Source organism: Halomonas korlensis, assembly GCF_900116705.1.
Taxonomy (GTDB): Bacteria; Pseudomonadota; Gammaproteobacteria; order Pseudomonadales; family Halomonadaceae; genus Halomonas; species Halomonas korlensis.
Genome location: NZ_FPBP01000001.1, coordinates 201,406 through 224,321, shown reverse-complemented (window position 1 = coordinate 224,321; position 22,916 = coordinate 201,406). Strand labels below are relative to the sequence as shown.

Annotated in this window: 21 protein-coding genes; 8 read left to right on the top strand and 13 right to left on the bottom strand. The window is 62.0% G+C overall.

Translation table 11 applies throughout. From position 1 onward, the window contains the following. Window positions 1-305 precede the first annotated feature (305 nt). Window positions 306-941 (top strand): MiaE family protein, encoded by a 636-nt coding sequence (locus BM341_RS01065; RefSeq protein ID WP_089792046.1) that lies wholly within the window; start codon window positions 306-308, stop codon window positions 939-941. 33 nt (window positions 942-974) lie between these two features. Further along, the gene (locus tag BM341_RS01060; protein ID WP_089792668.1) at window positions 975-4,880 is read left to right on the top strand and encodes an ATP-binding protein; all 3,906 of its coding nucleotides are present in this window, start codon (window positions 975-977) and stop codon (window positions 4,878-4,880) included. A gap of 35 nt (window positions 4,881-4,915) precedes the next feature. On the opposite strand, the gene BM341_RS01055 is transcribed toward BM341_RS01060, so the two are convergent. Genes BM341_RS01055 through queC form a run of 4 tightly spaced genes read right to left on the bottom strand, consistent with a single transcriptional unit; the run spans window position 4,916 to window position 7,450 of the window. Beyond that, window positions 4,916-5,188, bottom strand: coding sequence for a YkgJ family cysteine cluster protein (locus BM341_RS01055; protein WP_089792043.1), 273 nt, complete (start codon window positions 5,186-5,188; stop codon window positions 4,916-4,918). After that, a complete protein-coding gene (locus BM341_RS01050) occupies window positions 5,185-6,030 on the bottom strand; it encodes a 6-pyruvoyl trahydropterin synthase family protein (RefSeq protein ID WP_089792041.1) in 846 nt (281 codons plus the stop codon). The genes BM341_RS01055 and BM341_RS01050 overlap by 4 nt, the downstream gene beginning before the upstream one ends. Continuing rightward, window positions 6,030-6,674, bottom strand: a complete 645-nt coding sequence (queE, locus tag BM341_RS01045; RefSeq protein WP_089792038.1) for a 7-carboxy-7-deazaguanine synthase — start codon at window positions 6,672-6,674, stop codon at window positions 6,030-6,032. Before queE ends, BM341_RS01050 begins: the two co-directional genes overlap by 1 nt. Further along, on the bottom strand, window positions 6,674-7,450 hold the full coding sequence (gene queC / locus BM341_RS01040; protein WP_089792036.1) for a 7-cyano-7-deazaguanine synthase QueC: 777 nt from the start codon (window positions 7,448-7,450) through the stop codon (window positions 6,674-6,676). Before queC ends, queE begins: the two co-directional genes overlap by 1 nt. 244 nt (window positions 7,451-7,694) lie before the next feature. Here queC and trhP point away from each other — a divergent pair, with 244 nt between their 5' ends. The 3 genes from trhP to BM341_RS18875 all read left to right on the top strand — a co-directional run bounded on the left by trhP (window position 7,695) and on the right by BM341_RS18875 (window position 9,895). Beyond that, window positions 7,695-9,119 carry a prephenate-dependent tRNA uridine(34) hydroxylase TrhP gene (gene trhP, locus BM341_RS01035; RefSeq protein WP_089792033.1) on the top strand — a complete coding sequence of 475 codons (1,425 nt, stop codon included), beginning with the start codon at window positions 7,695-7,697 and terminating at the stop codon, window positions 9,117-9,119. Window positions 9,120-9,191: 72 nt separating this feature from the next. Further along, window positions 9,192-9,602, top strand: a complete 411-nt coding sequence (locus BM341_RS01030) for an SRPBCC family protein (protein ID WP_089792031.1) — start codon at window positions 9,192-9,194, stop codon at window positions 9,600-9,602. Window positions 9,603-9,676: 74 nt separating this feature from the next. Beyond that, on the top strand, window positions 9,677-9,895 hold the full coding sequence (locus tag BM341_RS18875) for a hypothetical protein (protein WP_139232949.1): 219 nt from the start codon (window positions 9,677-9,679) through the stop codon (window positions 9,893-9,895). Window positions 9,896-9,993: 98 nt separating this feature from the next. Here the strand turns inward: BM341_RS18875 and BM341_RS01025 are convergent, their stop codons facing one another. The 9 genes from BM341_RS01025 to BM341_RS00985 all read right to left on the bottom strand — a co-directional run bounded on the left by BM341_RS01025 (window position 9,994) and on the right by BM341_RS00985 (window position 19,111). Next, window positions 9,994-10,230: a DUF2789 domain-containing protein gene (locus BM341_RS01025; RefSeq protein ID WP_089792029.1), complete on the bottom strand. Its 237-nt coding sequence runs from the start codon at window positions 10,228-10,230 to the stop codon at window positions 9,994-9,996. Window positions 10,231-10,354: 124 nt separating this feature from the next. Further along, complete coding sequence (locus tag BM341_RS01020; RefSeq protein ID WP_089792027.1) at window positions 10,355-11,395, bottom strand: asparaginase; 1,041 nt, start codon at window positions 11,393-11,395, stop codon at window positions 10,355-10,357. An 81-nt stretch (window positions 11,396-11,476) separates the two neighbouring features. Then, entirely contained in the window at window positions 11,477-12,637 is a 1,161-nt protein-coding gene (locus BM341_RS01015; RefSeq protein WP_089792025.1) for an MFS transporter, read from the bottom strand. Window positions 12,638-12,719: 82 nt separating this feature from the next. Continuing rightward, entirely contained in the window at window positions 12,720-13,271 is a 552-nt protein-coding gene (locus tag BM341_RS01010) for a hypothetical protein (RefSeq protein WP_139232948.1), read from the bottom strand. An 89-nt stretch (window positions 13,272-13,360) separates the two neighbouring features. Beyond that, a complete protein-coding gene (locus BM341_RS01005; RefSeq protein WP_089792021.1) occupies window positions 13,361-14,674 on the bottom strand; it encodes a DEAD/DEAH box helicase in 1,314 nt (437 codons plus the stop codon). A 182-nt stretch (window positions 14,675-14,856) separates the two neighbouring features. Further along, complete coding sequence (locus BM341_RS01000) at window positions 14,857-15,336, bottom strand: helix-hairpin-helix domain-containing protein (protein ID WP_089792019.1); 480 nt, start codon at window positions 15,334-15,336, stop codon at window positions 14,857-14,859. 93 nt (window positions 15,337-15,429) lie between these two features. Continuing rightward, window positions 15,430-16,020, bottom strand: a complete 591-nt coding sequence (locus BM341_RS00995; RefSeq protein ID WP_089792017.1) for a PqiC family protein — start codon at window positions 16,018-16,020, stop codon at window positions 15,430-15,432. Between the two features lie 2 nt (window positions 16,021-16,022). Continuing rightward, on the bottom strand, window positions 16,023-17,720 hold the full coding sequence (gene pqiB / locus BM341_RS00990; RefSeq protein ID WP_089792014.1) for an intermembrane transport protein PqiB: 1,698 nt from the start codon (window positions 17,718-17,720) through the stop codon (window positions 16,023-16,025). Continuing rightward, window positions 17,717-19,111, bottom strand: a complete 1,395-nt coding sequence (locus tag BM341_RS00985; protein ID WP_089792666.1) for a paraquat-inducible protein A — start codon at window positions 19,109-19,111, stop codon at window positions 17,717-17,719. The genes pqiB and BM341_RS00985 overlap by 4 nt, the downstream gene beginning before the upstream one ends. Window positions 19,112-19,202: 91 nt before the next feature. Here BM341_RS00985 and BM341_RS00980 point away from each other — a divergent pair, with 91 nt between their 5' ends. The 3 genes from BM341_RS00980 to cydB all read left to right on the top strand — a co-directional run bounded on the left by BM341_RS00980 (window position 19,203) and on the right by cydB (window position 22,912). After that, window positions 19,203-20,186, top strand: coding sequence for a calcium/sodium antiporter (locus BM341_RS00980; RefSeq protein WP_089792011.1), 984 nt, complete (start codon window positions 19,203-19,205; stop codon window positions 20,184-20,186). 308 nt (window positions 20,187-20,494) lie between these two features. Beyond that, window positions 20,495-21,907, top strand: coding sequence for a cytochrome ubiquinol oxidase subunit I (locus BM341_RS00975; protein ID WP_089792009.1), 1,413 nt, complete (start codon window positions 20,495-20,497; stop codon window positions 21,905-21,907). Between the two features lie 3 nt (window positions 21,908-21,910). Next, the gene (cydB, locus tag BM341_RS00970; RefSeq protein ID WP_089792007.1) at window positions 21,911-22,912 is read left to right on the top strand and encodes a cytochrome d ubiquinol oxidase subunit II; all 1,002 of its coding nucleotides are present in this window, start codon (window positions 21,911-21,913) and stop codon (window positions 22,910-22,912) included. The last annotated feature ends 4 nt before the right edge of the window (window positions 22,913-22,916 follow it).

Here is a 22,916-nt window from a genome sequence, read left to right as displayed (position 1 = left end):
ATCGCATCAACGACATTCGGCATCGAAACGGGGCGTTGGCGGGAGAAGCAGACGTGTTCGACGTTGCGTCTTCGAGTGGACGAGATTCTACGGCAAACTGTCGACAATGTTAAGCGAGCCCCATGGTTGCCGGCTTGAACTTTGGTCTGCGACCTGCCGGGGTGTTACTCGAGACCAGTCGCGTTACCATTGTCATCTAATCAACGACGATGCGGCAGACAAGCGAAATCTCCGTAACCGCGTTCTTCTTGGCTGTTGCCTTGGTGTTGCCAACCGCTTTTCTGACAGTTGACGAGTCGACAATCATGCATGCCACTCATGACGATGCCAGGGTTGAGAATCTGCTCTCTGCTGAGCTTCTTGGCTTTCTTGCCTGTCGCACACCCGGTGCCTGGGTGGAGTGGGCTTTGGCCAATCCCGAACTGTTGTTGATCGACCACGCCCAGTGCGAAAAAAAGGCGGCCTCGACCGCCATGAGCCTGCTGTACCGTTACGTGGATAAACCGCTGCTGCTCAGCAAGATGTCTCAACTGGCACGCGAAGAACTGCTGCACTTTGAGCAGGTGGTCAAGTTGATGGAGTCTCGTGGTATCGTCTATCGGCATATCAAGGCGTCTCGCTACGCCGAGGGCCTTCGCCAGGCGGTACGCCCTCAAGATCCCGAGCGGCTGGTTGATATCCTGATTATCGGAGCCTTCATCGAGGCACGCAGCTGTGAGCGCTTCGCCTGCCTCATTCCGCACCTGGATGACGAGCTTGCCAAGTTCTATCGAACTCTGGTTAAGTCCGAAGGTCGCCACTACGAGGATTACCTGATGCTGGCTCGGCACCTAGGGTCAGAGCCCATCGCGCCGCGCATCGCCTTCTTTGCCGAACGCGAGGCCTCGTTGATCACCTCGCCGGACACGGCGTTTCGATTTCATAGCGGCGTGCCTTACTAAGGCCGCCGCTTTCGCCATGCAGGACCGATCATGATGCGGGACTCCTCCGACGTCACCGACAATTCGCAACAAGACCAGTTGGCCCTGTTCGGCCACTTCTCGCTCACCTTGGGTGAAGATGCGCTGACGCAGTTCAGCTATGACAAGGTCAAGGCCCTGCTGGTCTACCTGTTACTGCATAGCCAACCGGTCAATCGGGCAACACTGGCAGAACTGCTGTGGCCGGACCAGGGGCTGTCATCAGGTCGCACCAACTTGCGGCATGCGCTTCACTGCCTGCGCCAGTCGCTCGGAGAAGAAGCCGAGCGGGTGCTGGTCGTGTCTCGCCAGACCATTGCCTTCCGCCGCCCGGAGAGCTGGTGTTTCGATCTTCATGAGGTTAAGACGCTGCTCGAGGCATCGCCCGACGTCACCACTCTGCAAGCCTTGCTGAGCTCATATCGGGGAGACCTGGTCGAGGAATTGCAGCTGCCGGCCTGTGCAGAGTTCCAGCGCTGGCTCGTCCAGATGCGTAACGAATGGCGGCAGCGGGTGATCCGCTTCGCCGAATCGGTGATCGAGCAACACGAGTCGGTCCCCGACCATTTACTGCATTCGTTGGTGAGTCGTTTCCCCGGGTACGGCCCCTTTCACGAGCGTCTGGTGCGCCAGCTCGCCGAACAAGGCCAACTCGCTGCCGCGCACGAACAGTACAATGCTTACCTGCAGCTACTGGCGCTCTCCGGCCAGCAGCCCGAGCCGGCGTTCATGCATCTTGCTCGCTACTGGTCCGATAGCCAGGCAGAGAGTGCGGTGTTAAGCCATCAGAGTCATTTTTCCCGAACGCTGGCACCGGATAGCTCGCCCCTGCGCGAGGAAGAGATCGAGCAGCGCCAGCTCTCGGTGATGGCGATTCGTCTGCGCTTGACCGGCGATCTATCGTCACGCGCCGGAACTCGTGCCTGCCTGATGCTGGAGTTCGAACTGCTGCGATGGCTCGAGCAGCAGTGCCATCATCTGGGCGGGTTCTGGCTGCCCGGTGCTACCGGTGGTCTGGGGCTTGCATGCTTCGGTACCCACGGCCCTGCTCACCAGCTGGCCGAGCTCGTTGCCCTCTACGAGCACTGCCGGCGTATGCTTCCCGAAGAAACCGCTCGCCACTGGAGCGGCGAGGGTGAGCCGCCGCGTATTGAACTGGCAGCGGGGCTCAACAGCGGCAGGGTGGTATATCTTCCCGAGCGCCAGATGGTCGACCCGCTGGGACAGGTCACCCAGGGATCGCTCGAGTTGATGGTAGCCGCCGAAGGCAGTGAGCTGGTGATTTCCCAGGAAGCCAGCCAGCACATGCCGCCGGCCCTGGACCTACAGCCCCGCCTGTCGTCGCGCCTGGTCGCAAGCGATGGCCGGGTTCGCCTGCGTGCCTTGGTGCTGGGCGCCAATGAAGGCGGGCGCGAAGCGGTGCCGCCAAGCCTGATCGGCCGCGAGGCAGCACTGCGTACCTTGCGGGATGCCCTGGCTCGGGCCGGTATCGGCCTGAGACAGAGTGTACTGGTGCGCGGGCCTTCCGGTATGGGCAAGTCGGCGCTGATGGTCGGGTTTCGCCAGCTCGAACAGTGCCATGAGGCCGCTGTCTGCTGGCAGCCAACGACACGCCTTTCGGTACAGGAACCCTATGGCATGGCGCGCCAATTACTCAGATGGCACGTTGGGAGCGAGATTGACGTCGATGCGTTGGATGTCCTGCTCTCCTCGGTCGGATTCCTGGAGCTCGACGCTTCTCGCCGCGAACTGATCGAGGAGGCGTTAGGAGCACGCGAACCGCGAGAAGTCGCCGTGCTCACGCAAAGTGGAGAGGCCGTCGAGCTGGTGGTAGGCGTGCTGCATCGCCTCATTATCCTGCTGACCCAGGAGCGGCCGCTGGTGGTGATGATCGATGACCTGCAGTGGCTCGACGAGCCGTCCTTCAAGGTGCTGGCGGGCCTTCAGGCACGCTTGCCGATCAACTGCCCTTTCCTGCTGGTGGCCAGCCATCATGGTCGCGAGACATTACCGACTCGACTCCACTGGGACCAGCAGATCACCCTCGGCCGGCTGGACGCGATGCAGTCGTCACGATTGCTTTCCCAGCTGGCGCGCCGTTATCGGCTTCACCTCAGTCCACGGTTGCGGGGGCAGATCATCGAGCGCTGTGATGGCGTCCCGCTGTACCTGCAGGAGCTTTGCCGCCGGGTCGACATGGATCGACGCGAGGGTCGCACGGTCCAGCTCGACGAGCTGCCACGCGGACTGCTGGGGTTGCTTGCCAGTCGTATCGATCAACTCGATGGCGATCGCGAAGTGGCCCATGTCGCAGCGGTGCTGGGCCGTCGCTTTCGCCTTGATTTCCTAACGGAATGCAGTGGCTGGGAGATGTCCCGACTGACGCAGGCGCTTGAGCAGATGCTGCGTCTGGAGATCATCGAGAACGCCGACAGCGAAGAAGGTCGGCGCGAGTATCAGTTTACCCATCAGCTGTTGCAGGAGGCCGCTTATCTGTCGTGTCCGCGTGATGTTCGGGTGCGGATTCATCGCCAGGTCGTGACGCTGATCGAGGAGCGCTTCCCGGTGTGGATCAGCCGCCATCCCGGCGAGTTCGCGACCCATCTCAGGCGCAGTGGCCACTATGCTCGTGGTGCCCGCTATTTCGAGCTGGCCGCTCGAGAGGCCTTGAAGGTGAGCGCTAATCGTACCGCGTTGAGAATGGCCGACTTTGGCCTGGCCAGCCTTCGCCACGTGGCGCATCAGCCGGAACGCGAGATCAGCCTGCTCACCGTACGCGGACAGGCTGCCTTTACCCTGGAGGGGCATGGCTCGCCTACGGCCCACGAAAGCTTTGCGCGTGCCCGGGAGCTGCTGGCCGATAGCGGTGACGAAGCCGCCGATCTGGAACAGGCCTTTCTCGTCAACTGGGGGCTGTGGGTCGGTTGTAGCCAGCGTCATGCCCATGCCGACGCCTTTTCGCTGGCCTCACGACTCGCCGACCAGGCAGGCCGTCTCGAGGATCCTCGCTACCGGCGCCTGGCGGATTATGCCCGGGCCAGCTGTGAGTACTGGGCGGGACGTATCGGCCAGGCCTACGATCATCTGGAAGAGATCGATCCTCTCAATTCGCCGATGATGATCGAGTGGCTGCCGTTCTCGGATCATCCGCAGATCGCCGCGGCCTGTTTCCAGGGCTGGGCGCTGTGCCTGCGGGGCGACTATCACCGGGCCGAACTTCAGGTGGAGTCGGCGATTCGTCTCGCCGAGCAGATCAAGCATCCGGGCAGCCTGGCCATGGCCCTGATGTATGCGGCAGCGCTCTATCGACAGCTGGGACACGTCCATCTAGCGACCGCGCGGGCGGAGCGCGCCTTCGAATTGACCGGAACCCCGGATCTGCACCTGTGGCAGAATGCCGCTCGCGGTGTGCTCGGATGGAAGCGGGCGCTGGCCGGTGACCGAGACGGCCTGGTTCAGATCGATAGCTCTCTGGAAGAATTTGCCGAGGTCACTGGGCGCGATCGTTACCAGCGCCCCGCGCTCTGGTATGTGGATGCCTGTATGGCACTCGGTGAAATGGCCAAGGCAGAGGATTATCTCGATCAGACGCTGCTGATTGCCCGGGAGCGTACCACCCTGTTTGTGCCGGAACTGGCCGTGCACCTGGCCCGCGTCCGCCTGAGCCTTGGTCACGACAGGAAAGAGGTCAAGGCGCTGGTCGAACAGGCGCTGACCCAGGCCCATGAGGACGGTAACCTGCACCAGCAGCTGAGTGCCCTTGAGCTATGGTTGACCCATATCGACCCAGAAGACCACGCTGCGCGCGAGCGATTCCGGCGTTTGCTTGGCGAGGTGAGTCATAGCGATGCACCGGTACTGGTGCGCTGGCGGACGCTGCTGGACAAGCGACTTCCTCAGGCGGCGAGCGTCTCGTCATGATTCTTCGTCAGTGACGCAAGGGCGGGCAGTGGCGATCAGGTGGCCAGTTCCATGGCGGCGATTCTTTCCAGGGCCTGATGTCGGTGGTCACCGCAGAGGTTGCGATCGAAGCGAAACGCTGCGCATACCGCTGGCCGGCGTAGATCATCGAAGAGCCGGCAAAGATTGGCGTCGTCCAATTGCACGCAGCGCTCCCCGGCCGGTTTGCCGTAGGGCATGCCGGGAATCGCTGAGCTGATCGAAGGCGCGATGCAGCAGGCGCCGCAGCCGGGACGGCAACCGTCGTCGGTGTCGGTTTCTTGTCTCATGGTCTTGCCGCCGCGATGGCCCCCTTGTCGATACCCTCGAAGGCCTGGACACGGGTGGCAGTGCCTGTTTCCAGAGTGATCGTTTCGGCCAGCCAGGCGGCGATCTGCTCAACGGTCGTCGGTGTCGGCAGCACCGCGCAGCGCTCACGAGGCAGGCTCAGGAAAAAGCTGCCCTGCGGTGACAGGTAGCGGCTTGCGACCTGGCCCCGATGCCCTGATTCTCCGCAATCGACGATATCCTGCCGGTCAACCAGGTAGCGGTCGGTCAGCCAGTCACTCCACTGTTGCTCGAGAGCCGGGGCGCGTTGGCCTTGCTGCCAGATATGCAATCGCGAGCGATGGCCGTGGGCGATGCGCTGGCAGTTGCCGGCGTGGCGTTTCAGGCCGTGGCTGTAGGTGTAGGCCGGCCCCTCGATGGCTTCCTCACGCAAGTGAAGGCGGATGTCGCTGACCCTCGGCGGAGGGCGTCGCACCAATTCTGCCGCCATATGATCAGCCAGGCGCTCGGTGGTGATTTCCTGCCAGGGCAGCAGCGTCAGCGCCTGACGAGGCGCGCGAACCTCGAATGCGTAGGGCAGGGAGGCGCGCACGCAGAGGCCTTCGCGACAGTCATGCACTTCCACTCCGGCCGCGCGCGTGGGCACCAGCAGGGTGTGGTCCGCGCCGGCATCCAGCCGCATCTTGATCCACGGCTTGACCTCGCCGAAGTCGAAGAGCATGCCGTCCTCACCGAGCTCGCCGTCGAGTTCCACATCCACATGCCAGCTGGCGCCGACCAGGCCACGACGCGGGCACCATAGTGATACGTCGAGCTGCGTCAGGCGGTTGACGAAGAGCGTCATCAGTCGATCCCCATGATCTTGTGAGTCTGCAACGAGAGGCGCCACTGCGGATTGTCCAGACAGTAGGCCAGGGTGTCGTCCACGGTGGTGGTGGCCTGGCCCAGGGGCGTGCGGTCCATGGGTTGCAGGAAAAACAGACGAAAGCCCAAGTCGGCAAAGCGCTCGGGCGGCGCGTCGGGTTGAGGATAGACCAGCTTGAGCTCGTCACCCTCGGTGACTATCAACGAGTTTTCCCCCTTGGGACTGACGCACAGCCAGTCGACCCCCGCCGGTGCCGGCAAGGTGCCATTAGTCTCCACGGCGACCTCGAAGTGCCTTGCGTGCAGGGCATCGATCAATGGCGCGTCGAGTTGCAGGAGTGGCTCGCCACCGGTAAACACCACGTAGGGCCTGGAGCGCCCACCCACATCGGGCCAGAGCGCGGCGAGGTGCCCGGCCAGCGCCTCGGCGTCTGTGAAGCGTCCGCCGTTCTGGCCATCGGTGCCGACGAAATCGGTATCGCAGAAACGACAGGCCGCCGTGGCGCGGTCACGTTCGCGTCCCGACCAGAGATTGCAGCCCGAGAAACGGCAGAACACGCTTGGGCGACCAGTCTGGCCTCCTTCGCCCTGCAAGGTATAGAACGCCTCCTTGACCTGGTACATCACGCGACTCCCGCGTCGGGATCGGGCCGCTGTGACCTGGCGGCGTCACTGGGCCGCTGTAAACAGGGCCGCTGTAAACAGGGCTGCTGTAGATAGCTTAATGGGTCTTCGACGCCATTGGCGGCAAACGCTGCGAGCCGCTCACGGCAGCTGCCGCAACGGCCACAGGCCAATTCACCGCCTTGATAACAGGTCCAGGTGTCGGCGTAGTCCAGTCCCATGGCAAGGCCGTCGGCGAGTATTTCCGCCTTGGTCGACCGAAGATAGGGTGCATGTAACTGAACGGGGTCGAAGTTGGCGATGCCGGCGGCAGCGTTCATCGCCTCGACGAACTCGGGCCGGCAGTCCGGGTAAAGCACATGATCGCCACCATGGGCGCCATAATCGACCCGCCCGGCGCCGATATTGGCCGCCTTGGCGATGGCCAGCGAGAGCAGGATCATGTTGCGGTTGGGCACCACGGTGGCAGTAAGGTTGGCTTCGCTATAGTCGCCCTCGGGCATCTCGCGATCGGCATCGGTGAGCGCCGAGTTGTCGATCAGGCCATGAATGGCGCGGATATCGACCACTTGGTGTGGCACCCCAAGCGCGCGACATACGCGGGTCGCCACCGTCAGTTCGCGGCGGTGGCGCTGGCCGTAATCGAAGGAGAGGGCATGTACCGTTAGGCCCTCGCGTAGGGCGCGATGCAATACCGTGTAGGAATCCATGCCGCCGGAGTAGATCACGACGGTGGTATCGGTAGCCTTGCCTGGCGGGAAAGCGGGAATGGTCATCTTGGAAACTCTTGTCGGAGAATTTGTCGGGCGGCCAGGTGTCGTCTACCTGGGCGCTGTCCGGGGTCCGGTCCGGCGTGTCGCAGTTTACGCAACCCCTTATGATCTGGCCAGAGTGGGTGCCAGTTGCTAGACTTTCGCGCCTTGCACGACTTCTGTAAGAAAGGTCCTGTAAGGAATGTTCCGTATGGAATGCGGGATCATCCTTCTTCCCGCGCCATCGTCCTGACAACGGTGATCCTCCATGAAAGCCCCCGAACTGCTGTCGCCCGCCGGCACCTTCAAGAACATGCGCTATGCGTTCGCCTATGGCGCCGATGCGGTCTATGCCGGTCAGCCGCGCTATTCGCTGCGCGTGCGCAACAATGACTTCAAGATCGACAACCTGCACAAGGGGATCGCCTACGCCCATGAGCGGGGCAAGCAGTTCTATGTGGCCTCTAACATCGCGCCGCACAACAGCAAGCTCAAGACGTATTTGAAGGATATGAAGCCGGTAATCGAGGCCGGACCCGACGCGCTGATCATGTCCGATCCGGGGCTGATCATGATGGTCCGTGAGCGCTGGCCCGAGCAGGTGATCCATCTCTCGGTCCAGTCCAACGTGGTCAACTGGGCAGCGGCGCGGTTCTGGCAGCAGCAGGGCATCAGTCGTATCATCCTGTCGCGTGAGTTGTCGCTTGCCGAGATCGGCGAGATCCGTGCCGAATGCCCTGACCTGGAAATCGAAACCTTCGTGCATGGCGCGCTGTGCATCGCCTACTCGGGGCGTTGCCTGTTGTCCGGCTACTTCAATCATCGCGACCCCAACCAGGGCACCTGCACCAATGCCTGTCGCTGGAAGTACAACACCGTGGCGGCCGCGGAGGACGAAACCGGCGATCTGGTGCCGGCCAACTCGGCCCGCGCCCATGCCGCCAGCGGCATCTGGACGCCCCAGGACGGTGGGCAGCAGGGCGGCTTGATCGCCTCCGGCGGCGGTAGTGCCGCCGAGGCAAGCACCGCGACGGCCGGGGGCGTCGAAGGGCAGGATGAGCTCTCGGCGCTGATCGAGGACCGGACTCGTCCGGGCGAGCTGATGCCGGTGCACGAGGATGAACACGGCACCTACATCATGAATTCCAAGGACCTTCGCGCCGTCCAGCACGTGCCACAACTGGCCGAAATGGGCGTTACCTCACTTAAGATCGAGGGGCGTACCAAGTCGCATTACTACGTGGCCCGCACCGCCCAGGTCTACCGGCGAGCCATCGACGATGCCGTGGCCGGCCGGCCCTTCGACATGCGCCTGATGGACGAGCTCGATAACCTGGCCAACCGTGGCTACACGGAAGGCTTCTATCGTCGTCATGTCCATGATCAGTACCAGAATTACGAACAGGGTAACTCGGTGGGTGTCCACCAGCAGTTCGTCGGTGAGGTCATTGGCTACGACCCCGACCGCAACGTACTGGAAGTCGAAGTCAAGAACCGCTTCGAGGTGAGTGACTCGATGGAGTTGATGCTCCCCGGCGGCAACCGTCGCTTTACCCTCGAGCATATCGAGAATCGGCGTGGTGAATCCGTTGCGGCCGCACCGGGCTCAGGTCATGTGGTGCGCATTCTCGTGCCCGGTGAAAAAATCGCTCCCGAGCGTATCGAGTTCGCGTTACTGATGCGCGATCTCTAAGACGCCAGCAACTGGACATCTGCTTGACTCAGCGACATTGTGGGGACGTCCGACAGACGAATAGGGAACTGCATGGCCACCATTGAACACAGCGAGATCGTCAAGGCCTCCCCCGAGCGAGTCTTTGCCTTGCTCGAAAGGGTCGAGGACTTCGCCGACTATTCGGACTTGATCGAGCGGATCGAGCCACTGGGCGACGACCGCTACCGCTGGCATGTCCATGCCGTCGGGCGTGACTGGACATTCGATGTGGTCATCACCGAGTGCCGAGCGCCGGAAGTGCTGGCCTGGGAATCGTTGAGCGGTGTGGAAAACCAGGGGCGGTATCGACTGACGCCGGTCGTGGAGGGCACCGAAGTGGCGCTGACCCTGACCTATTCGCTGCGCAACCGCCTGATCGAAAAGGCGGTCAACAAGGCGGCGACGCCGCTCGTCGGGAAGGTCAGTCGGCAAATATTGTCGCGCGTCGAAGCCAAGCTATGAGCTTCAGGTCGCTGATTGGAAAATATTATCAGCGGCCTAACTGTGCCTTGAGGTCTGACGGGAATACGCTGTGAATGCCGACTGCTTCGGCACTTCATGAGGAAACGGCGGTGATCACAGGTCTCTTGCTGTGTCTGGTTGTTCTGTTCGCACAACTCGGTTTTCTACATTATCTCGATAAACGTATCGCCGCCATGCCGCGACTGTCTGATGACGCGAGCCAGCCCGATGATTCACTGCTGACGATTGCTGAAGATTGTCACCCGCCATCGAGCCGGGCCAAGGTCATATGAACTGAGGTAAATGGCTTTGGCCCCGTCGTTAGGGCTTGGCTCGCCAGCACATGACGCCGCTCACGACATCGCCGATTTTGGTCCAATTCTTGGGGGGCCTAGTTCTTGCGTAAGGAGGCATTCAGATGGTCGACCACTTCCGCCCAGTCGGCATCCTCCTCGATGGCTTCGCGCAAAAATTCTGCCTGTCCCTCGTTCCAGCAGGGCGCATCGGGCAAGGCGACCTCATCCGGTATGGGCGCATGACGATCGATGAATCGCTTGATTGACGCGGGATCGGAGGCGAGACCGAGTTGTTCGAAGAGTTCAGTAAACGGGTGGTCAGGATGTTCCATTAATCTTTCCTTACGTCACGTCGGGATAATTCTCTCCCACCATAGCCCTTTCGCTGTGGCGCTGCATAAGGGAAATCAACGCTTCTTTAATCGAACCGCCACGGAAAACCTGGTGCCCGAGACGCTAGCGTTCACCGACCAGGGAGGTGAGAAAGCGTTCTTGGCGTTGTGCCTCACTCAACGGTTGGGCGAGTAGATGGATGATCTTGGTCAGTGCTGCCTCAGGCGTCATGTCATCGCCGGATAATACACCGGTTTCTGCAAGCGCACGGCCGGCGGCGTAATGGCCGGTGGTAATGCCGCCCTGTGGGCATTGGCTGATCGCGGCCAGTAGCTTGCCTTCACCGCTGGCCCGTGCCAGTACGCCGAGCAATGCGGGATCGGCCGGCAGGTTGCCGCTTCCCCAGATTTCCAGCAAAGCACCGCGGAGATGGTCATCTTCCACCCAGGCTGCTACCTGTCGGGCGGCAATGCCTGGCCATAGAACAAGACGGGCGACTCCGCCCTCGGCCAGCACACCGTAGTCGGGAAGCTCGAAACGCGGGGCACCGCGTAGGTGGTTTGCCAAGCGCCGATCGTTATAGAGCACGGGGTCGCGATCGGCCCACTCGCCGAGCAGGGGATAATTAGGGCTTGAGAAGGCATCCGGCGAACTGGTGTGTTGCTTGCGGGATCGCACGCCACGCATCAGCTTGCCGGCGAAGGCGATGGAGACTTCCTGAAGCGCCGGCATGGCGGCGAAACGAAGTGCCATCTCGATATTGTCCAAGGCATCGCTGCCTGTTGCTTCCAATGGCAGCATGGCACCGGTGACCACGACGGGTCGGTCGATGCCCTGTAACTGGTAGGCAAGGCTCGAAGCACTCCAGGCCAGTGTGTCCGTGCCATGTAGCACCACGACCCCGGCATGCTCGCGAAAGCGCTTGGCGATCTCGCGTGCCAGGCGTTGCCAGTCACGTGGCGTGGCGGCGCTGGAATCGATGGGGTCGGGGAGTTCGAATATCCTGATGTCGGGCAGTGTCGATCGACGAGCGGGTGCCAGCCTGTCCAGGGCCGCGTGCAGACGCGCTGAAAAGTCTTTACCCGGCGCGAGGCCATCGGATGTGTTCACCATTCCTACCGTGCCGCCAGCGTAGAGAATCAGCAGGGGAAGGGAGTCGGGCATGACAGGTCTCGCAAGCCGTGAACAGTGTTTATGTTAGTCCGCCAACCTACAGCCGCAAAGCGCGCAGGAGTGAAGCGGCTGTCAGCGGGTCACCAAGTGCCCTGTGTCATCTATCTCGAGTCGATGATTGCGGCCAGCCAGGCAGGCGAAACCGGCGGCAACGGCAGTGATCAGTAGCAGGACAAAGGTGATACGGCCCAGGCCAGCCTCGAAATGCAGCATGACACCAACGCCCAGTGGCCCGAGTGCCGCCAGGGTATAACCGCCGCCTTGGGACAAACCCGAGAGCTTGCCGGCCAACCGCGAGGTGCCGGACCGCAGGACGATCAATGTCAACGCCAGACTGAAACTGCCGCCCTGTCCCAGGCCGAGCAGCACTACTCCTGCCCAGCGCCATTCCATCGGCCCCAGCAGCAACAACCAGATGCCGGCGGCGATACAGCCGAGTACTACCAGCAGCGCGGGCCGTTGATCACGCCCCAGGCGAGCGAGCCAGGGCGCAAGCAGCGCCGAAAGTAGCTGACACATGACCGAGGCGCCCATCATCCAACCTGCGTCGGCTTCACTGTATCCACGAGCGACGAGCAAAGTGGGCAGCCAACCGAAGACGATATAGGCCAGCGACGACTGGGACCCCATCATCAACATGACCTGCCACGCCAGCGGCTGGCTCAGCAGTGCGCGCATCGAGCCCGCGGTGTCGGCTACCGTTACTCCAACGGTGCGACGGGGCATCAAGGTCTGCCACCCCACCAATGCCAGCATGGCCAGCAGCGACCAGCTGGCGAGCCCGAGCTGCCAACCGCCGAGCGCATCGGTAAGCGGGATGCTCAGACCGGCCCCCAGTGCGCCGCCCAGGCAGAGTGCCATGGTATACACGCCAGTCATGAGGTCGGCGCCAACCGCCATCTCGCGCTTCACCAGCGCGGGCAGCAAGGCGCCGGCTATACCGATGGCCGCACCCACCAGCAGCGTGCCGGCAAAGAGCAGCGGTGACAGCGGCACCCCGCGCAGCAGTAAGCCAACGGCCAGCAGCAGCAGGGCAAAAGACAGGGTGCGTTCGGCGCCTAGATGTTTGGCAAGCCAGGGCGCTATCGGGGCAAACAGACCCAGGCATAGGACGGGCAAGGTGGTCAGGGCCCCAATGGCGAGTGCCGACAGGCCGGTATCCTGCTGGATTCGTGTCAGCAGCGGAGCCAAGGACGAGAGGGCGGGCCGCAGGTTTAGCCCCACCAGGACCATCAAACCAATGAAAACCCACCTGCCTCGATTCTCCTTGCGCCCTTGATCTACCCGTAGCGCTTGGATTCTAAGCTTCTCGGCGTCAGTCATCGAGACCCCGACCCCACCATTCCCGACCATTGCCTGGACGCGGAGAAGCGTTTGGCTCGTCCTTGGGTATCAACAGGCTTCCACTTTCTTCATTAGCATTGAGAGGACGAAAGACGACCTCGCCTGGTGGGCGTGGTGTGGCCTGGTCGACCCGCTGTCGGATATCGGCAATATCCTCACTACTGACCAGGCCACCACCGAGGGGGTTGGCCTGGGCAACCAGCGGCCCGCGGAACGCCCAGCAGCGCTGGGGTACCTGGGCCACCAGCCAGTCGCGTCCCTTCCAGTGGGCCTGGCCTTTGGCGAGTAGTTGAAGGGAATCAATCGGTATCAGGGCAGCAAAGAGCCCACTGTTGAGCACCATGCCGCCACCAGTCATATGGACAGCGCCTTCGAAACGGCCTTCCCGCAACGCCCTGAGCGCCTTGCTGCGTCTGTGGCGTGGTTTCACAATGCCTTGGCCACAGAGATGCAACAGGTCATCATCGACCTGTTTGATCACCCAGACCGCGACGGTGCCCCTACCCATTAATCGCTTCAGCATGCTAATGACTCGCTCGGCGATTCAAGGCCGCCCTTGTTTTCGTTTAATCGCTAATATTCGCATGATGTAATCGGCTTCGACAGGCCGGTTCACGCCTGGCGAGAGCCCTGGCCGCCGCTACGCCGGCGACGTGGCGCCCGCGAGTCCTCTGCGCTGCGGTTGGCAGGCTTGCTGTTCTGGGTGTTACCGCGATTCGAATTGCCGCGATTTCCCCCGTTGCGTCCACTGCGGTTGCCTCGACCGTTCTCGATAGGTTCGGGCTTGGCGTTAGGGTCGGGTTCGAACCCGGGTTCGATGCGTTTCTCAAGGTCGCGTTTGATCAACCTTTCGATCCCCTTGAGCAGGCCATGCTCGTCGACACAGACCAGAGAGACTGCCTTGCCTTCGCTTCCGGCGCGACCGGTGCGGCCGATACGGTGGACATAGTCCTCGGCAACATTGGGCAGCTCGAAATTGACCACGTGGGGCAATTCGTTGATATCCAGACCGCGGGCGGCGATGTCGGTCGCCACCAGCACTTGAAGATCGCCGGTCTTGAAGGCGCCCAGCGCCTTGGTACGGGCCGACTGACTCTTGTTGCCGTGGATCGCCATGGCCGGAATGTCTTGCTTGGACAGCTGCTCGGCCAGGCGGTTGGCGCCATGCTTGGTGCGGGTGAAGACCAGTACCTGCTGCCAGTCGTGCGCGGTGATCAGGTGGGCCAGCAGCTCGCGCTTCTTCTCGCGATCAACACGGTAAATCGCTTGATCGACGAGCTCGGCGGTGGTGTTGCGCCGCGCCACCTCAATCATCTCCGGGTTGTCGAGCAGCTTGCCGGCCAGCGCCTGGATCTCATTGGAGAAGGTCGCTGAGAACAACAGGTTCTGGCGCTTGGCGGGCAGCACGCGCAGGATCTTCTTGATGTCATGGATGAAGCCCATATCGAGCATCCGATCGGCTTCATCGAGGACCAATATCTCGACCTTCGACAGGTCGACGTGCTTTTGCTGCTGCAGGTCGAGCAGTCGTCCCGGGGTGGCGATCAGCACGTCCAGGCCGCCACGGATAGCGTCCACCTGGGGTTGCTGGCCGACGCCCCCGAAGATGACGTGGGAGCGCAGGGTCAAGTGACGACCGTAGTCGGCCACGCTCTCGCCGACCTGGGCCGCCAACTCGCGGGTCGGGGTCAGCACCAAGGCACGAATCTGGCGCTTGGCGGGGCGGGGGCCCTCGGCCAGGCGCTGCAGCATCGGCAGGGTGAAGCCGGCCGTCTTGCCGGTACCGGTCTGGGCACTGGCTAGCAGATCACCACCCTTGAGCACGGCGGGAATCGCCTTGAGCTGGATCGGTGTAGGAGTGGTATAGCCCTGGGCCTCGACGGCACGCAGGAGTTCGGCACGCAGGCCGAGGTCGGAAAAGGTCATGCAGTCTCCGCAGAGACGCCCCGGTCGCGCCATACTGATGTATCGGTATGGCCAGTCCCGGGCCGGGGCGTAATAAAGGAATCTGGCGCGGCAGGAGGGACGAGCGATTGCCGCGTGACAATATTATGCCAGAGCCGGTGGCGGAATGCAGCTTTCGTCTACGTGGCTGGACGTCCAGTGGATCAGAGATTGGCCTTGATACGTGCCAGGGTGGCGGCGCTCAGGCCCTCTACCGAGCCAAGCCCGTCGGGGCTGAGGGCGCGCAGCTGCTCGAGATCGCCGATGCCGTGGACAAACAGCTTGCGGGCGCTGACGGGGCCAATGCCGTTCAAGGCGGTGAGCGCTTTGGCATGACGGTCCACGAAGGCTGTACGCGCAACATTGTCCAGGCTGTCGCAGGCGCCCTGACGGTAGAGCGAGCAGGCCAGGCGATCAACGTCTCGCTGGACGTCATCGAGTACCGGCAGGTCGATGAAGTCATGCTGGCGGGTAAGCTCGCCGATGCTTGTCAGTAGATCGCTGGCGCTCTCCAATGCAGTGATTGCCACCTCGTCGTCGCTCTCGAGTGCGGTGAGAAGCGCTTCTCTGGCCTGTTGGGCCAGGGCCTGTAGCTCCAGGGCGATGGCGTGTTCCCGGGAAGTAGTCGATTCGTTTTCATGCATGATGGCAGGCCCCTGTGCGAGACGGCTGAAGAAATACCGGCGGATGCCAGCAAGCTTAGTCGATCCTTGCGTAGTCGATGCTTGCCGCTGGTCTTATTGTCGCTGTTGAACGGCAGCGGCGATCCGGTCGGCGACCACGTCGAGGCTTTGCCCCAGCGCACGCACCAGCGGCGCATAACCATCACTTTCAAGCGGTTGTTCGACGACAAAAGGCGACATGGCAAGCAAGTCTCCCTGGGCGTCGCGTAGCTGCCACTGGCCGCTAGCGATGGCTCGTCCATCGTAACGGCCGTTGAAACGGTCGATATCCACTTGCAGGGTCATGGACTGACTATCAGTCGGGGTGCGTTCGTCAACGACCCGGGTCTCGGGTAGCCGTGCCGCCAGTCGAGCTTGCAAGCCGCGCGCCAACTGTGAGCCTAGCGGTTCGGCCCAAAGGTGATGGTTGGCCTCGTTAAGGGTAATGTCGTCGAGTTGCAGCACAATGCCCTCGCTGTCCAGAAAACGGGCCAGGCGCGGGGCGGCGATGCGGAGCTGGTATTGCGCCTCGACACCGGCGATCGATGTATCCGGGTTGGTGGCAGGCGTGCCCTCCGGCAGGGTATAGCGATTGGGGGCCGGGCCGTTGCTGGCACAGCCGGCGAGCCATGCCAGCAGGCAGGCGATCCCCAAGATTCTCATCATATTCACTGGGAAGCTCCTTGTGGCGTGGAACCCGGTGCCCTGGGCAGCGGGTCCTGACCGTCGATGCTGTCGAAGAGCAGAGCACGGGGATTATCCCGTAGCGTGCGCGCCGTAGGCTGCAGGTCACGCAGCAGGCGTTCGAGCTGTTGCAGGGTGGTAGAGAACTCACGGTAGGCCGGGGACTGTGGTGAGATGCCCTGCAGCGTGTTGCTCAGCTCGGTTAACGTTGTGTTCAGCGTGCTCGGCAGCTCACGGGTGCCAGGGTCATCAAGCAATGTGCTGACACTGTCGGTGAGCTCGCGAACTTCGCTGAGCATCGCCTCCGAGGCAACGAGATTACGGTCGAGCCCGTCGAGCAGAGGTTCTATCTCCAGGCCGTTGAGTTTGGCCAGTAATTCGGTGACCTGGCTCTCGATCTGGGCGAAGCCACCCGAAGTGGTAGGAAATACCGTGCGATCGGCGAAGCGCTCCTCCACATACTCACCGGCGAGGTCGCGCTGGAAATTGAGATCGACGAACATCGCGCCGGTCAGCAGGTTGCCATTCTTCAGTGATGCACGCAGCCCTAGATCAAAGAAGCGTACGAAACGTTCCTGCCAGCCCTCGAGATCGAGCTCGCTACGATCGATCCCCAGCCGCTGGGGTTCAATACGTATCAGCACGGGAATCGCGAAGCGCTCGCGGGTGTCGGGCTGTGTGGCAGTGAAGTTCCAGGGAACGGCTGCGACGGTGCCAATACGCACGCCACGAAACTCGACGGGCGCGCCGCGACCCAGCCCACGTACCGTGTCATCGACCAGCATCACGTACTCGAGATAGCGATTGAAGGTACCCTGGCGGGCACTGTCCTCATCGACATAGAGAGTGAAGGTGGCGTCAGGTTCGACCTGGTCGCCAGGGGGTAGATCGTCGGGGACGCCGAAAGTCACACCCCCTCCGATCAGCGATTCCACCGAGTCAAAGTTGACGCGAAAGCCCTCGGAATCGAGCCTCACGTCGATTCCACTGGCCGACCAGAAGCGGGCGCTGTCGGTGACCAGCCCATCATAAGGGCTCTCGATGAAGATCCTGTGTTGCATGCTTCGGGACTGAGGGTCGAAATTCGCCTTCTCCACCCGGCCCACGGTGAAGCCCTGATAGGTTACCGGGTCGCCCACGCTCAATGAGTTGCCGAGCTGGCTGACCAGGTTGATGCGCAGGCCTTCGGCGCCGGGTGGGGCTACCGGAGGCTGGTCGCTGACCTCGAACTGTCTTGCCTCGAGCTCGCTGGTGCCCGGCTCTAGCTGGATGAAGGCACCCGAGAGCACGGTTCCCAGGCCACTGATGCCTTCACGACCGATGCGTGGCTTTATGACCCAGAACCGGCTGTCCTCGACGAGCATGGCTTCGCTGTCGGGGGTCATGCGAGCCGTGATCACCGCGGTCGTCTGGTCATCGGAGAGGCTGACACGCTCGACCCGGCCCACCTCGACATTGCGTGTCTTGATCAGGGTGCTGCCGGCCTCGATGCCTTCAGCATTTCTCATGGTCAAAGTGATCTGTGGCCCGCGGCTGCGGTAATTGTCGAAGACCAGCCAGGCGCCGATCAGCAGCGCCACTATGGGGATGATCCAGATCGGCGACAGGCGCCCTTGAGGAATGGGCTTGGCGCGATGCATATCGTGCGGGTCGCCGGTGGCGTGTTGCGGGGTATCGCTCATCCATGCGCTCCTTGTCGCGTGGTCTTGTGCGGTTGACCGTTTTGCTGGCGCTGCGACTTCGGCAGGGGCGGATCCCAGATCAATCTCGGGTCAAACGTCATGGCCGCCAGCATGGTGGTGATCACCACGCCACCGAAGGCCAGCGCTGCCGGGCCTGGGGTGATCGACATCAACGCACCCGCACGGATCAGCGCGACCAGGATCGCGACCACGAACACATCGACCATCGACCAGCGGCCAATGAACTCAGTCAGCCGGTAGAGGCGCGTGCGGGTAATGGCATTCAGCTCATTGCTGCGCTTGACGACCAGGCAGAGCCAGGCCAGCGCGACCAGCTTGCCCACCGGCACGATTACGCTGGCAACGAAGATCACCACCGCTATTGGCCACGAGCCCATCTGGATCAGCTCCACCACGCCGCCGATGATCGTCGAGGGGGTGGATTGGCCGAGGCTGGTGGTGGTCATGATCGGATAGAGATTGGCCGGTACGTACAACAACGCGGCGGTCGCCAGCAACGCCCAGGTGCGTTGCAGACTATGAGGCAGGCGAGGATGCAAACGATCACCACAACGCCGGCATTGTCCGTGAGCTCTTTCATCCAATCGGTTGACCAGCCCGCAAGTGGCACAACCGGCCAGCCCCTGGGCAGCAGCCGTATCGCCGGTGCGGGAGCCCTCGGGCGCCAAGGGTTCACCGGCCAGCGAGAACCACATCCAGTCCGCGTCCAGGGACTGGGTCGTGAACAACAGCAACAGCGCAAACAGGCAATAGGCCCAGAAGGAAAGGCCCAGCTCGACCTCGGCCATCCCCGCGACCTTGATCAGGCTGACCAGCGCGCCGATGATGAAGACATCGGCCATCATCCAGGGATGCAAGTGGGACAGCGACCTGGCGATACCGCGACTCGCCGGTAGCGGGTCGTTTTGCATGAGTCCTGCCTGTAGCCAGACCACCCCGAGCAGGTAAATGGCGGGCAGCACGACGATGGTCAATATTACCGCGATGGCGACCAGTGGCTGGTCGAAGCCGATCAAGGTGGTGGCGGTCTGCGACAATTCGATACGATTGCCGATACCCCCTACGCTGAAGCTGACGAACGGAAAGGACACCGCCAGCATGAGTGCGATCAGCGCGGAAAGCGCCAGGGCCATGCTGCGCTGGGCCGGTTGATGGTGTCGGTTGGCGAGCGTATGGCCACAGCGCGGACAATCGGCCTTTTCGCCTGGGCGCAGGGGAGGAAGCGCTACCAGCCAGTCGCACTCATGACAGGCTCGCAGACGCCGACGTGTTGTCCTTACCTCTGGCGGATGGCTGTCCACCAGAGGCTCACCCCGCGTGAGGGATGGGACTCCCAGGTAACGCTTCGGCACTGCTTTTACGCTTCCCATCAGATGGACGACCCACAACGAAAGTGTGACATGTTGACCAGAGTGACACCATAGTCAAACATGCGCGCTTGAATGTTCTTGAGGAGACAACATGATACTTCCCGCCGTGGCGGTCTTGGCAGGCCTTGTCCTGCTGGTATGGAGTGCCGAGCGCTTCGTTGATGGCGCCGCGGCGACGTCTCGTCGCCTGGGTCTGTCCCCGCTGTTGATCGGCATGCTGGTCATCGGCTTCGGGACTTCAGCGCCTGAGTTGATGGTCTCGGGACTGGCCGCTGCCCAGGGCAATCCCGGCCTGGCACTGGGCAACGCCTATGGCTCGAATATCGCCAACATTGGCCTGATCCTGGGATTGGTGGCCTTGATCTCGCCTCTTGCCGTACATTCTGGGGTCATCCGCCGGGAGTTGCCGGTATTGGGTGGTGTCACCCTGCTGTCGGCACTGCTGATGTGGGGCGGCGTGATCGGCCGGGGGGAGGGAGTGCTGCTGTTGGGACTGCTGGCAGCTTTCATCGCTTTCAGTATCTTCATGGCGCGTCGCGGTGCCGGGGATCCGCTGGCCACGGACACCGAGGAGAGCCTCGCGGTGCATCCAATGTCGTTGGGGACAGGCCTCGCCTGGACCGGCGTTGGACTTCTGCTATTGGTGGTCAGCTCGCGGATCCTGGTGTGGGGAGCGGTGGCGATTGCCCAAGAGTTTGGCGTGAGCGATCTGATCATCGGCCTGACCGTGGTGGCCGTGGGAACATCGCTTCCCGAGCTGGCATCCTCGATCAGCGCCCTGCGCCGCCGCGAGCATGACCTGGTGCTGGGTAATGTAGTGGGGTCCAACCTGTTCAATACGCTCGGGGTGGTGGGGCTGGCAGCCGTGATCGCACCGATCGAAGTCGGGACCGAAGTGCTGTTGCGTGACTGGACCCTGATGGCCGTCATGACCGCGGTGATGGCGGTATTCGCCATGGGCTGGCGGGGACGGCCGGGGCGCATCAACCGTTTCGAGGGGGCAGCGCTATTGAGCATGTTTGTTGCCTATACCGGATGGATGATCCATTTGGTCATGTCGGGGGGAGGCGGTTGATGCGACAACGCGACACGGGCCGCTAGAGTAACTTCCCGTCGCTTTCTTGCGACTTGCTTGTACGATCAAGTCAGTACGGTGTCGTGAGTCACGCTCAGCTGGATTTTCATTACGGGCATCAAGATTCGGGTGAGTTTCATCAAGCGCGTTACGCTGGTCTAGTATGAAGTTGTCACTGGTGTCGAAGTGGCAGATGCCCCGGCACGATGGGAAACGAATCGAAAACATGGACCCGCAAGCAATGTCAGCTTCCCAGAGGGGGCGCTTGCCTTGCGACTCGCATCCATTCTGGTAACGAGGCATGCGTCATGGAACTGGATCCCCTGTTGCTATCGCGAATCCAATTCGCGTTTGTGGTGTCGTTTCACGCCATCTTTCCTGTGTTCACGATTGGCCTGGCCTCGTACATCGCGTTTCTCAACGGACTCTTCTTCAAGACCGAGGAGCCGGCCTGGGACCGATTGGCGCTGTTCTGGACACGCGTCTTTGCGGTGGTGTTCGGTATGGGCGTGGTGTCGGGCATCGTCATGTCCTTCCAGTTCGGCACCAACTGGAGCAACTTCTCGCTTTCGACCGCCAACTTCCTCGGCCCGATGCTGAGCTACGAGGTGGTGACAGCCTTCTTCCTCGAGGCCGCTTTCCTTGGCGTACTGCTGTTCGGCCGCGGAAAGGTGCCGCAGGGGGTGCATCTCTTTGCCTCGATCATGGTGGCTCTGGGTACCTTCATCTCCTCGTTCTGGATCCTTTCCGCTAACAGTTGGATGCACACTCCTACCGCTTTCGAGGTGATCGACGGCCGCTTCCAGATAACCGACTGGAGCGATGCGATCTTCAATCCCTCGTTCCCGTTTCGCTTCTCGCATATGGTCATCGCCTCGTTCCTCACCGGGGGCTTTGTCGTGGCCGGGGTAAGCGCCTGGTATCTGCTGATCGGTCGCGACGTCGAGGCAAACCGCAAGGCGCTGTCGATGTGCCTGTGGATGCTGCTGTTACTGGCCCCGACCCAGGCCGTGGTGGGGGATTTCCATGGCGTCAATACTCTTGAACATCAGCCGACCAAGGTGGCGGCGATGGAGGGCAACTGGGAAACCATGCGCAATGCCCCGCTGTTGCTCTTTGCCATCCCCGACCAGGAGGCCCAGCAGAACCATTTCGAGATCGGCATTCCCAGCCTGGCAAGCATTATCCTGACGCATGATCCCGACGGCGAGGTGCCGGGGATTCGCGAGGCGTCGCCGGAAGAGCAACCCCCCGTGGCCATCGTCTTCTGGGCCTTCCGGGTCATGGTGGGGCTAGGATTCTTGATGATTGCGGTAGCGTTCGCGGGTCTGTGGTTGCGCCGCGGCGGACGAGTCTACACGCATCGCGGCTACCTGCAGACCCTGCGCGTGATGACTGCGGCCCCCTTTGTCGCCGTGCTGGCCGGCTGGATCGTCACCGAGACGGGGCGGGCGCCTTGGCTGGTCTACGAGGTCATGTCGCACGCTGAGGGGCTGACGCCCTCGCTCACCGGCGGTATGGCGCTGTTCACATTGATCGGTTACATGGCGGTCTACGCAGTGGTGTTCTACGCCGGGGTCTATTACCTGACGCGCGTGGTACGCCAGGGGATGCTCCCGGGACAGCCACACTTCCCCGATGATATCGAACGGCCCGCGCGGCCACTGTCAGCGGCGCATGCGACCTTCGACGATGCCTCACGCACCACGATGGGAGGCTGAACCATGGAAAACTTCGATCTCTCGATGATATGGGCTTTGATCATCGGCTTTGCGGTGATCATGTACGTGGTGATGGATGGCTTTGACCTGGGGCTGGGGATTCTCTTCCCCTTCGCGCCCGACGAGGATGCCCGCGATGTGATGATGAACTCCGTGGCACCGGTCTGGGACGGCAATGAGACCTGGCTGGTGCTGGGTGGCGCAGGGTTGCTGGCGGCCTTTCCGCTGGTCTATTCGGTGTTTCTGCCAGCCCTCTACATCGGGGTCTTCCTGATGCTCGCCGGCTTGATCTTTCGCGGTGTCGCCTTCGAGTTTCGCTTCAAGTCACGGCGACGGCGCATATGGTGGAATCGAGCGTTCTGCTGGGGCTCGGCGGTGGCGACCTTTGCCCAGGGCGCGGTCGTCGGTTCCTATATTCAGGGGTTTACCGTCGAGGATTTTGTCTACGTGGGGGACGCCTTCGACTGGCTCTCGCCGTTCACAGTACTCACCGGCCTGGGTTTGATGGCGGGATATGCCCTGCTCGGGGCGACTTGGCTGATCCTCAAGAGCGAAGGTTACGTACAGGACTGGGCGTATCGCATCACGCCGAAGCTGCTTTTGGCCGTGCTGGCGGTATTCGCGATCATCAGCATCTGGACGCCTTTCGTTGACCCCGGTGTCTGGTCGCGTTGGTTCGATCACATCCAGTTGATCTGGGTGCTTCCGGCACTGTCGATGCTATGTGCTTTCACCATCTTCCGTTCCGTGCGTCGACGTGACGAAGGCCTGCCCTTCATCTCGACGCTGGGCCTTTTCACCTTCACCTATCTGGGTCTGGTCGCCAGCAAATGGCCGGTCATCGTGCCGCCGGATTATACGATCTGGGACGCGGCCTCGGCCCCGGAGTCGCAGCTATTCCTGCTGATCGGGGTGTTGTTCGTGATTCCGGTCGTGCTTGCCTACACGGCCTGGAGCTACTGGGTATTCCGGGGCAAGGTCAAGGTCGGCGAAGGCTATCATTGATTGG